The organism is Flavivirga rizhaonensis (genome assembly GCF_004791695.1).
In the GTDB taxonomy this organism is placed as follows: Bacteria; Bacteroidota; Bacteroidia; order Flavobacteriales; family Flavobacteriaceae; genus Flavivirga; species Flavivirga rizhaonensis.
This window is the reverse complement of record NZ_SRSO01000004.1, coordinates 155,847-169,062: the sequence shown is the minus strand read 5'-3', so window position 1 is coordinate 169,062 and position 13,216 is coordinate 155,847. Positions and strand designations below refer to the sequence as shown.

The 13,216-nt window shown below is 33.4% G+C and carries 5 protein-coding genes; 3 read left to right on the top strand and 2 right to left on the bottom strand.

From position 1 onward, the window contains the following. The first annotated feature begins 3 nt into the window (after positions 1 to 3). The 3 genes from EM932_RS04425 to EM932_RS04415 are packed head-to-tail and all read left to right on the top strand — an operon-like array spanning position 4 to position 5,630. On the top strand, positions 4 to 1,119 hold the full coding sequence (locus EM932_RS04425) for an efflux RND transporter periplasmic adaptor subunit (protein WP_135875903.1): 1,116 nt from the start codon (positions 4 to 6) through the stop codon (positions 1,117 to 1,119). A gap of 4 nt (positions 1,120 to 1,123) precedes the next feature. Continuing rightward, a complete protein-coding gene (locus EM932_RS04420) occupies positions 1,124 to 4,321 on the top strand; it encodes an efflux RND transporter permease subunit (protein ID WP_135875901.1) in 3,198 nt (1,065 codons plus the stop codon). Further along, on the top strand, positions 4,311 to 5,630 hold the full coding sequence (locus tag EM932_RS04415; protein WP_135875899.1) for a TolC family protein: 1,320 nt from the start codon (positions 4,311 to 4,313) through the stop codon (positions 5,628 to 5,630). Before EM932_RS04420 ends, EM932_RS04415 begins: the two co-directional genes overlap by 11 nt. Positions 5,631 to 5,868: 238 nt before the next feature. Here EM932_RS04415 and EM932_RS04410 read toward each other — a convergent pair whose 3' ends face one another. Further along, positions 5,869 to 6,864: a PorP/SprF family type IX secretion system membrane protein gene (locus EM932_RS04410; protein WP_135875897.1), complete on the bottom strand. Its 996-nt coding sequence runs from the start codon at positions 6,862 to 6,864 to the stop codon at positions 5,869 to 5,871. Between the two features lie 18 nt (positions 6,865 to 6,882). Next, on the bottom strand, positions 6,883 to 12,966 hold the full coding sequence (locus EM932_RS04405) for a PKD domain-containing protein (RefSeq protein ID WP_135875895.1): 6,084 nt from the start codon (positions 12,964 to 12,966) through the stop codon (positions 6,883 to 6,885). Between the last annotated feature and the right edge of the window lie 250 nt (positions 12,967 to 13,216).

The following is a 13,216-nucleotide window of genomic DNA, read 5'->3' as shown; positions in this document are numbered from 1 at the left end:
CTTATGAGAAATATAATTTTGGGTATTCTAGGAGTTTTAGCTATTGTAGTCGCTATCTTTTTAGGGAAACATTTAATTGATAAAAACCAAAAGCCCAAACCAAAATTTAAAAAAACAATTAAAACTGTTTTTGTGGAAAATGTAGAAAACAAAGATATTCCTATTGTTTTATCTGCTAGTGGAAATTTAACAGCAAAGAATAAAATAGAAATTTTTTCTGAAGTTCAGGGTGTTTTAAAACCATCTAAAAAATTATTTAAAGCTGGAACAAATTACTATAAAGGAGAAAGGTTGTTAACTATTAATAGTGATGAGTTTTACGCAAGTTTGCAATCTCAAAAAAGTAATTTAAACAATTTAATTACAGCAATTATGCCCGATTTGCGTTTAGATTATCCTGTCGAATTTAAAAAATGGGAAAACTATTTAAAAGGTTTTGATATGAATAAACCGGTCCCTAAACTGCCTAAATTTTCATCAGAGAAAGAACAGTATTTTGTTAGTGGTAGAGGTATTTTAAGTGCTTATTACAATGTTGAAAATTTAGAAGTGCGTTATGCAAAACATCAAATTAGAGCCCCTTTTTCTGGAATTTTAACAGAAGCTTTAGTAAGTCCAGGTACATTAGTAAGAGTTGGACAGAAATTAGGAGAGTTTATAGATCCAAGTGTTTATGAAATGGAAGTTTCTATTAATTCAGAATTTATAGATTTATTAAAAGTTGGTAATTCTGTAGCGCTTTCTAATTTAGAAAAAACGAAAAATTACACAGGAAAAGTTGTTCGTGTAAATGGAAAAGTAGATCAAGTTTCACAAACGATAAAAGTGTATGTGGATGTGACTCACAAAGACTTAAAAGAGGGTATGTTTTTAGAGGCTAATTTGGTAGCAAAATCAGAAAGTCAAGCTATTGAAATTAATAGAAAGTTATTAGTAAATAATAAGGCGGTATATACTGTAAGAAATGATAGTATTTTGAGTCTTACAAATGTAAAACCTGTTTATTTTGGCGCTGAAACTGTAGTGATAAAAGGTTTAGAGAATAACGATAAAATCTTAACACAAGTGCTATCAGGAGCTTTTGATGGAATGATTGTAAAAATCAATAAAAAGAAGTAATTATATGAAGAAGATAATTACATATTTTATAAAATACCCTGTAGCAGTAAATGTGATGATTATTGCATTTGTAATATTTGGATTGGTGGGTGCTTTAAGTATAAAATCATCATTTTTCCCACTGGTAGATTCACAATTAATTAGGATTAATTTAACATACCCTGGAGCTTCACCGGCAGAAATGGAAGAGGGTGTCGTACTAAAAATTGAAGATAATTTAAAAGGAATTGTTGGTGTAGAAAGAGTAACTTCTGTTTCCAGAGAAAATTCTGCAAGTGTAAATATAGAAGTCGAAAAAGGGGAGAATATAGACGTTGTTTTATCGAATGTAAAAAATGCAGTAGATAGAGTGCCATCTTTTCCTTCAGGGATGGAACCTGCCGTAATTGCAAAAGTAGAAAATATTAGACCAACTATTAGTTTTACCATAAGTGGAGAAAATATTTCATTAAAATCGTTAAAACAATATGCAAGAAATATAGAAAATGATATTCGAGGAATTGAAGGAATATCTCAAGTTGTTATTTCTGGTTTTCCCGATGAAGAAATAGAAATAGCGGTTCGTGAAAACGATTTACGTGCTTACAATATGTCTTTTACCGAAGTGGCAAATGCGGTAAGGAATGCGAATATTTTAATTACGGGAGGAAACATAAAGACTGCTGAAGAAGACTTTCTAATTAGAGCAAGTAATCGTTCGTATTATGGTATAGAATTACAAAATTTGATTGTAAGAACAGAAATAAATGGAACTATTATTCGCTTAAAAGATATTGCAGAAATAAAAGATATTTGGTCTGAAGACCCTGATAAATTGTACTACAATAACAATTTAGCAATTAATATTACTGTGAGTAATACTAATAATGAAGATTTAGTTTCTTCCGCAGAAAAAATTAAGGACTATATATATGAATACAACCAAAAACAACAAAATATTCAATTAAATATTTCTAGCGATTCTTCTATTACTTTAAATGGAAGGACAAAATTATTGATAGAAAATGGTATTGCTGGTATTTTATTGGTTTTATTTTTTTTAGCACTGTTCCTAAATTTACGTTTAGCAATATGGGTCGCATTTGGTTTGCCCGTTGCCTTTTTTGGAATGTTTATTTTTGCCGCGCAATTTGATGTAACTATCAATGTTTTATCACTCTTTGGAATGATTATCGTAATTGGTATTTTGGTTGATGATGGCATTGTAATAGGAGAAAATATTTATCATCATTATTATGATTTAGGAAAATCTAAAATAAAAGCAGCAATAGATGGAACCCTAGAGGTTATTCCTCCAATTATTTCAGCCATTTTAACTACTATTATTGCTTTTTCTACCTTCTTTTTTGTAGATGGTAGATTAGGAAGTTTTTTTGGAGAAGTTTCTACAATCGTATTGTTAACATTAACCGTTTCTTTAATTGAAGCCTTAATTATTTTACCGGCGCACATTGCCCATTCTAAAGCTTTAGATAGAAAAAGGCTTGAAAAAGGAGAAGCACAAAAAACAAATTCAGTAGACGCTTTTTTCAATAAAATAAATACTATAGCAGATAAAGGTTTGTCTAAAATTAGAGATTATTATTATGTGCCTTTTTTAAGGTTTTCTTTAAAAAATAAATTTTTCTCTTTTTGTATTCCAATAGCTATTTTAATCTTCAGTTTCATGGCCATTAAAGGAAGTGTTGTTAAAACATCATTTTTCCCAAACATTGCCAGTGACAGAATTCAGATTAGCTTAACCATGCCGCAAGGTACAAATGAACAAATTACGGATTCTATTATTTCATCTATAGAAGAAAAAGTTTGGTTGATCAATAAAGACTACACGGCAAAACAAACAGACCATTTTCAAGTTGTAGAAAATGTCATTAAAAGGGTGGGGCCAGGAAGCGCAAATGCCACTTTAACAGTTAATTTATTGCCAGGTGAAGCAAGAGATTTTTCATCTCCAGAAATCACTAATTCTATTAGAGATAAAGTGGGTAGAATTTATGGTGTAGAAAGTTTAATTTTTGGTTCTGGAGGGAATTTTGGAGGGAGTCCAGTAGCCGTTTCTTTATTAGGTAATAATATTGGAGAACTTAAAACGGCCAAACAAGAATTAAAACAAGAATTAGAAAGTAATCCTTTATTAAAAGATGTAACGGATAATGATCCCGCAGGAATTAAAGAGATTAGAATTACCTTAAAGGAAAGTGCGTATCTATTAGGTCTGAATTTGCAATCTGTTATGAATCAAGTACGTTATGGATTCTTTGGTTTTCAAGCGCAACGTTTTCAACGTGGACAAGATGAAATAAAAGTTTGGGTGCGTTATGATAAAAAAAACAGATCCTCTATTAAAGATTTAGACGACATGCGTATTGTTGCTCCAAACGGAGCAAGAATTCCTTTTTCTGAAATTGGCAATTACATTATAGAAAGAGGAGATATTACAATTAACCATTTAGAAGGAAAAAGAGAAATTCAGATTAGTGCAGACCTAAAAGGACCTGAAGCTAATGCTACAGAAATTTTAGAAGATATAAAAGTACGATTGATGCCTGAAATCCTTTCTAAGTACCCAACAGTTTCACCTTTATATGAAGGGCAAAATAGAGAAGCTAAAAAAACGATAGATTCCGTAAAAACTGTTGGTCCAATTATTTTGCTCTTAATTTATATGGTAATTGCTTTTACGTTTCGTTCCTATAGTCAGCCCGTTTTATTAATTGTTATGATTCCTTTTAGCATGATTGGAGTGGTTTGGGGGCATTACATTCATGGTTTTTCTATCGGTATTTTATCGTGGTTAGGGATTATTGCTTTAGTAGGGATTATGGTAAATGACGGTTTGGTTTTAATAGGAAAATTTAATAGTTACCTCAAAGAAGGACTAAAATTTGACATGGCCTTAATTAAAGCTGGTCAATCTCGTTTTAGAGCCATTTTTTTAACATCTTTAACTACAATTGCAGGTTTAGCACCGTTGATGTTGGAAAAAAGTAGACAAGCTCAATTTTTAATTCCTATGGCAATTTCTATTGCTTACGGTATTGCTATTGCCACTATTTTAACATTGGTCATGTTGCCACTTTTATTGTCTGTTTCAAATTCTGTTAAAGTTGGCGTTAAGTGGTTAAAAACAGATAGAAAAATAAGTAAAGAAGAAGTAGAAAGAGCCATTATTGAATCTAAATTTGATGAAGATGAAATTTAATAAAAATAGTATTTTAATCCTTGTTTTTTTATCGGTATTACAGGGCATATCACAAGAAATTTTAACAAAAAAAGAAGCCTTAAAAATCACTTTAGAAAATAACTTCGGAATTAAAGTTGCCAACAATAATTTAGAAGTTGCAAAAAATAATAAAAGTATTTATAACAGAGGTCTTTTACCAACATTTTCAGCTGCTTCTGGGGCAAATTATAGAAACGATAATCAAACAATTACACGTCAGGACGGAACATCTACAAGTATTAATGGGGCTGAAACAAAAACATATAACGCATCTGTGAATTTAAATTATACCATTTTTGACGGTTTAGGAAGAAAGTATAATTATCAACAATTAAAAGAGAGTTATAATTTAACAGAATTACAAGTAAAAGAAACTATAGAAAATGCTTGTTTACAATTGTTTACAGTATATTTTCAGATTGCTCGTGTAACGGAAAATACAAATAACCTTAATGAGGCTTTATCTATTTCTAAAAGACGATTAGAACGTGTAAAATATCAATATGAATATGGGCAATCTACTAAATTAGAATTGTTAAATGCAGAAGTAGATGTCAATAATGATAGTATTGCATTAATAAATGCTAAACAGCAATTAACAAACGAAAAACGTAGGTTAAATGTTGTTTTAGGGATAGAAAAAGAAGTGAATTATGATGTTGAAACTGAAGTTGATTTTAATAAAATGATGAATTTTGAAGAATTAGAACAAAAAACAATTGCAAATAATACGACGTTAAAACAAAGCGAAAAAAATATTGCTATTAGTAGGTTCAATATTAAAATAAACAAGGCAAGTAACTTACCATCTTTAGGACTAACCACGTCTTATGGATGGAATAAAAGTGAAAACCCAACGACATCTTTTTTAGCTAGTTCTGCGGCTAATGGGCTTAATGCTGGTTTAAATTTATCTTGGAATTTATTTGATGGAGGAAGTAGAAAAACCAGAGTTGCCAATGCAAAAATTGCTTTAGAAAATCAGCAAATTTTATTGGAAGAACAAAAAGTAACCATAGATAATAATTTAAAAAATAATTGGGGGAATTATCAAAACCAATTATTCATTTTAAAAGCGCAAGAAAAAAACATTTTAACAACCCAAAATAATTTTGATAGAAGTACGGAACGTTATAAATTAGGACAAATTACATCAATAGAATTTAGACAAGCACAGATTAATTTAATCAATTCTAAAACAGCATTTAACAATGCAAAATTTGATGCAAAACTTATTGAACTACAGTTATTGCAATTGAGTGGAGAGCTTTTAAATGTAAATTTTTAAAAACGAATTTCTCTATCATATCTTTATAAAACAAGTACCTTTTTAATATGTGAATTTATCATAATAGCTTTAAGGTAACCGTTTTATATTAGTTGGAAAAATCAAAAAAACATTATACGAATCAAGTATTTATTTAGATCTGTCAGGTTTTAAAACCTGACAGATCTATACTTTAAAAGTAGTGAGCATAGTTTCGTCTGTCTAAACCTACAGGAAAAATCAAGATGAGTTCTAAGTACTATTTTCTTCGTTCCAAATTTGCTGGGTTTTTGCAAATTAGACAGCCTGCTAAATAGGTTATAGAAAGTTCGTAAACGCCATCTGTTCTACCAATTTTGGTGGTGTTTAAATCATAAGAGAAACCAAAACGTAGCTGTTCGAATTCTAATCCTATAAATGCATTGATTGAAGTTAATAAATGACTATTTAAGCTGTTTTTGGCAGGATTGGTAACTGCCATAGCACCTAACATAAGTTTTTCGAGCTTTACAGTGGTTCCTATATCTAATCTGTTATACTGTCCTTGTTGCATGTAATTAACAGAAATAAGCATGTCATTATAATCAAAATAAGGAAACTTATAATTGGCATGAATGGAATAAAAAATATCTAATGGCACATTGCCATTTTCTACAAATGAAATATTGGGTCTGTTCAGGTGTTTTATAGAAGCTCCTAACCACAAGTCCGTATCGTTTCGTGTATTTTTTTTATCAAAAACAAAACCAGCATTAAAATCAAAGAAAGAAACATTTCTGTTCGCATTCATTGCAAATATGTCTGATGAAATAGGATTTATAGTTTCTGAATTAATATTGATTTGATCGGCTAATACCAGATTACTGAAATTAAAGGACTTTGTACCAAAACCAAATTCTATAGCAGGTCTAAAGAACCAGTCGTTTGCCAATTTTACATGATATGAGTAGTTGATATTTCCTTGCAAATGATTGTAGCTGGTATTGTTTTCATGCTGATTTAAGATGCTAACACCTACACCACCAATGTTTTCAAGCCAAGTATTAAAAAAGGCGTATTCGGTATCTATTCTTAGGTCTAAGCTAGGCCATTGTGTTCTGTGGATCAACCCTAAATATGTCGCATCTTCAAAACCAGAAAATCCAGGATTCATGGTCTCTGGAACTAAAAAATATTGAGAGAAAACTGGGTCTTGGGCTTTCGCTTCTAAACAGTAGTAACTTATAATAATTAGGACTAATACTTTAACTTTCATTCGCTTGTTTTGATACATCTACTTAATTAATACAACGGGCCCTTCTTTTGTAATGGTTTCTCCATAAAAAGTCTTAGCGGAAAATTTAAAGTAATAATTACCGTTTTCTGCATTAGCATCATTTATTTTACCGTTCCAGCCATCAATATCGTCTCCTTTTTCAGAATAAATTAAACTTCCCCAGGTGTCATAAATGTCTAAAACCATATTATTTAATCCAACAAACGAAGGATTGAAAAAATCATTTATATTATCGTTATTAGGAGTGAAAGCATTAGGCATTATAAGTCTATATCCCTTTTCAATTGATAGTGTGATGATTTTTTCATAAACACAGCCAAAAGGATAGGTTACAGTTTGTGTAATGATATAATCTCCCTCGGTAGTATAAGTATGTAGAGGGTTTTCTTCACTAGAAAAATTACCATCTCCAAAATCCCAAAGAACAGAAATATAATCGCCTATAGCGGTATTCGTAAATTGAATAGGATCTTTCTTTGAATATATCCCGAAAGAGGTATAGCCAATGGAATTTAGTTCAAAACCTGCATCACCAAGAACTGGAATATCTACATTATGTGAAAAGTTTGTTGAGCATCCAAAACTGTCAATAACACTAACAATTGCTAAACCGTCCTGATCGGTATTCATGATTTCATTATTAGCACCACTAACGGTTCCGCTAGACCAACTTATTTGATAGGGGGGAATGCCTCCTGTAACCCTGGCGATAAAAGTTTGCTCTACATTTCGAGTGATACAATCAAAATCAGTAATAGTATCAACTTCAATGGTAAGCGGATCAAACCTATTAACTGTCCAGTTATCCGATATTTCACATCCATTGACATCAGTAATCGTAACTGAATAAGTGCCAGGAGGAATAGTGTCTAAATCCTCGGTGATTTCACCGTTAGACCACGAATAGCTTAGCGGAAGTGTACCTCCTATTACTGTTAAACTAATAGCTCCGCTATTAGCATTATCACAATCTAAAGCATCTGTTGTAACAGCAAATAACTCTAATGGATCTGGCTCTGAAATAATAAAGGTTTCCGTTATAATACAAGGGGTGGCATCTGTAATGGTTACAGAATAAGTTCCTGGGCTTAAATTGTTTCGTTCTACACCAGCAGAAGCATCATCATTCCAGGCAAGTGTTAGTGGAGTCATTCCACCAACTAGGTTCAAGGCTATACTGGCGTCATTCTCTCCGTAACAAGATACATTTGCTACTGTTGGGTTGATTGAAAACTCTGGAGCTTCATCAATAACTACAGTAGCTTGTTTTTCACAATTTGTACTATCTGTAATTGTAATAATGTAAGTGCCAGCAGATAAATTGTTTTGAACAGGTCCGGAACCAAGAGTACTCCACTCTGTAGTATACGGAGGGTTGCCACCAGAAATATTATCAATAGTTATAGAAGCATTGTTATCACCATAGCATTCAATTTCGGTCGTAGAATAATCTATAATAATTTCATCAGATTGATCTAAAATGACCTGTAATGTATCTGAACAACCAGATTTATCGGTTACAGTTAAATTGTATGTTCCAGCAAATAACCCTGACAGATTTTGAAGGTTGCTTGTGTACCCACTTGGTCCTGTCCATGAATAAGAATAATCGAAAACTCCAGGAGATATCTCAATTTGTCTTCCTCCTATAGTGTTAATATTAATAGCACCCGTAGCATCACCAAAACAAATAATATCAACTTGATTTACTAGGCTTACATCCAATGCAGGAGGCTCAATAATCTGAAAATTTCGAACTATAGGTGTGCAATTGTTTGTATCAGTAACAGTAATTTGATAGTCTCCAGGACCTAGGTTTGATAAATCTTCTATATTAGAAAAAGAACTTCCGTTTCGTGTCCAGTTATATGTATAAGGTGTAGTTCCTCCATAAATATCAATATTTATAGAGCCATCATCAGCACCGAAACAGGAAATAGTCTCTGGATCAAAACTAATAGAGCTGAAAATAAGTTCTTCAGGTTCCAGAATGGTAAATGTATCTGTAAATGGACAGCCGCCTTCATCATTTATAGTTATAGTATAATTACCAGGTTCTAAATTAGAAATATCTTCATTGGAATTGGTATATCCATTAGGACCTGTCCACGATATTTGATACGGGGGTCCTGTTGTAAAAGGAATACCTCCACTAATAGTTATTTCAATGGTTCCCGTATTAGAAAGATAACACCTGCTATTAGTTAGGTTTCTGGTAATGCTGATTGAAGGGTTAACCGTAACGGTAATAGTAAAATCTGTTCCAGCACAATTACCAGATATAGGAGTTACTGTATAAGTTACTGTAGCTGGATTAGCTGTATTATTTATTGGTGTCTGGCTAATATTGTTTTGTGGAGTGATTTGATTAGAGGTTCCGGTTATGGAACCTGCTGGATTTATTACAGGAGTTGTCCAGGTATATTGAGTTCCGACAGGGACCGTATCTCCACCATTGGAATCGGGAATGATATTAAAGTTAATACCGCTACAGATGGTTAATGATGTATCTGAAATATTCGGAGTTTGATTGACTGTGAGTTCTGCTGTTTGCGATGTAATTTGAGTACACCCGCCAGAAGAAAATGTGATGATTGCATAATAAAAGACTGTACCAATAGACCCTGAGGGCGGGCTATAGGTAGAAGCAATCTCTCCGCTTAAAATACTTCCTGTTGTGTTATTGTCTACCGTGTTTGAATACCATTGATAAGTGGGTGTACCAACACCATTAGAATAAGTGACTGATAGCATATTGAAAGTCTCACCGGAGCAAATAGTTTCGGACAAGGGATGCGATGAAAATGAAGGTGCTTGATTAACAGTAACTGTTGAAGTATTGCTAACAACACTACAGCCTGGATCTGGTTGTGTAATGATACTATAATAATATAATGTACCTACCGTGTTTGTTGGTGGAGTAAAGATATTATTAGTGGCTCCGGCGATCAAAGTACCTCCAGAGGTACTGTTAGTAGTATTGCTATACCATTGATAATTATATGTGGTTCCAGACCCTCCATTAACATCTACTTGTAAGTTTTGAGGAACGGTACTTTCGCATAAAGTTTGAGATGTTATGGGTTGGGTTGTAATAATAGGGTCGTCTACTACAATAACTTCAGAGGTATTACTAGTTATAGGGCTACAACCACTTCCATTTGGGGTTATAATTACATAATAATAGTAATTTCCTGAGACATTAAAGGTAGGTGGAGTGTAACTGGAATTAGTCGCTCCTGCAACAATAGTACCACCCATAGTGGAATTGATAGCATTAGAATACCATTGGTATGTAATAACTCCGGTACCACCGGAATGACCAACAGATAATACAGTATTTATATCACCACCAATACAAATGTTTTGACTAACTATAGGATTTGTATCAATTTGAATACCATTTACAATTTCAACACGAGCTGTATCGGAGGTTATTTCATTACACCCAGAACCAGATGTAAAGGATACAACGCAGTAATAAAAGGTTACTCCAACTGGATTATTCGCAGGTGTGTACGTTGCTGACATTTCGCCCGTTATAATGGTTCCTGTTGTGTTATTGTCAACAGTATTGCTATACCATTGATATGTTGGTGATCCAGGACCATTTACAGCAACAGAGAGCTGATTTATGGGGCCATTTAAGCAAATAGTTTCTGATTGTGGTTGGCTGGTGAAAGAGGGGGCAGGATCAACTGTTATAACAAGGTTTACAGAATTTCCAGAGCAACCACCAACAGAAGGTGTTATGGTATAAGTAACATCTTCTGATGTACTATTAGAATTAAAAATAGTCTGAACAGGAATTGTATTTGTATTGCCAGATGCTATAAATCCTGTTACGCCAGCTGGAGCAGAAGCTGTCCAATTGTATGTTGTACCAGATATATCTGATGTTAAAATAACTTCATTCGTATTAGTTCCAGAGCAGATGGTTTGAGCTAGGTTGGTATTTGTTATTGTTGGGATGGGGTTAATAACAAAATTTTCTGTGTCTGTTGTAGTACCACAACGACTAGTGATACTAAATGTAACTTGATAGTTACCTGGGTTAGGGTAGTTTATAGTACCAGGGTTTAAGGTACTTGAACTGGCAGGCGAGCCGTTGGGGAAACTCCAGCTATAAGTTAAAGTTTCAGATGCAGGTGCACAACTTACTACGTTGGCTACTGGGTTGATGCTTCCAGAGCCACAAAAATTCGAAATAGCATTAATTGTAGCAGTAGGAGGTTGTTTTACTTCTATGGTTTCTGAAGTAACACTATTACCGCAGGCATTTGTAGTTGTAAGTGTTAATGTATAAGTTCCGGCAGTTACAAAATTTATTATTGGAGCTACTGAGTTTTCATCAGTTCCATTGGTGAAATTCCAGGTGGCAGGAGTGGTACCGCAAAAACCGGAAGTATAAGAAACTTCCCAAAGATACCTATCGCCACCGCAACTTGATGCCAGGTTTGTTGTATTTGTTGTTTGTATTCCAAGTGGAGCACAACCATTGTTAGTATTTAATGTGAAGGCAGCAGTTAACTGAGGTTCTATGCATATTGTTTCTGTAACGGTGTCTGTAATACCGCAGGAGTTTTCACCATATAAAGAAACTGTGTAAGTGCCAGGAATTGTATACACATGGCCAGGATCCCTTAATGTGGATGTTGTGCTATCTCCAAAATCCCAAAAGTAACCTTCGTTAGTACTACAATTGATACCGTATCCTCCTATTGATGTGTTATTAAATTGTACGGTGGTATTTATACAACTTATAGGTGGGGCTTCAAAATTGACTTCGGGTTTTCTTAAAATAACAATAGGACCAGCTGTTAAATTTGTTTGCCCGCATGACGTGGTAATATTCAAGAGAACTGTAAAACTACTAGGACAGCTGGACTCTGTATAAATATGAGGGATAGGAAAATCTTGAGAATTTGCAGGATCGGCAGCATTAAAATATACAGAGTTTTCCAATTGTGTTTGTGTGTAATTTTCAGTAACACCATCTCCGAAGTCAACTAGGTAATCTGTATCAGGAGGATTAGCTCCCCAAGAACCAATGGCAAAGTCAATAGGAGAGACAGGAATACATAAATTCACTGTGTTTCCAGGGTTAACAATGGCACCAGTTGGATTGCTTGAGTTTTTTATTAAATAAGTAACCGTGTTGTCGCAATTACTGCCTCTTCCGGTTATGTCCATGTTAAAAGAACCTAACTGTGTGTAAGTATGTGTAGCAGGAAATGTAACATTGGTTTCAACGGGACTTCCATCCCCCCAGTCTACATCATAGGAGTTAATACAAGAAGAAGAAACATTTGCTATTCCTACATTAATAGTATAAGATGGATCTGTAGTATTGTTTCCACAGTTATTAAACGGATCAAACCCGTTGTCTATATCCTCAAATTCTAATCTGGGTTTTTGCTGAATTGAAACAGCTTTGGTTATGGAATTGCTACAACCATTAGTATCTGTAACTATGAGTGTTACATTGGAATTTTGAAACCCACACCCCAAAGAAGTAAAAGTATGAGAAGGATTGGTGTTAGTACTTGTACTTCCATCTCCAAAACTCCAACTGTAGGTAAATGGACCATCTCCGGTGGCACTTGATGTAAAATTCACAGAAGCTCCTGAGCAGGCACCGTCATTGTTAAAAGTAAAATCTACTGTAGGTTCGCTAACAGTAACAGTTGCTGTGCCGTTTGCAGATGACGTATCGTTGGAACTATCCCGAACAGATACCAGTTGATAGGTAAAAGAACCAACGTTGGTAGTGTTTACATCCACTGTTGCCATATTTCCAGTGGATGTTACGATTAAATTAGAACCTCCAATATTATAGGTAAATGTGTATGGTGCGTTACCTCCAGACCCTGTAAAAGTTATTTGCGGTTGTGTATCGTTTCTACAAACCTGCGTTGTTCCGGAAATAGTAGCAGACGGCGGAAGTGAAGTTTTGACTTTTTTGTGCTCATTTAATGAGTATCTTTTGATTATGTTTTTTAAATCAGAATGGTTTAAGGCAAAGAATGAAAGACTGATTATAAAAAAAGAAATATTTGTAAGAAAATAACCCTTCCTCATGTAGAATAATTGTGTTAATAGCTGATACTAAAATAGATATTCTTTTTAATGAGGCACTATTTAATAATAACATATGTTAAATTATTCTACAAAATGCACAATTCAAGGCATGTAAAACATTTAGCAATAAAAATAAGAAGCTATAGTTTTGAAATTACTAGGAGACAATCCACAAAATGCATAAAATAGATATGTAAAACTTGGAATACTTAAAATAAAGAATTTTTAGTTTCAAAATTGATAGTCGTTC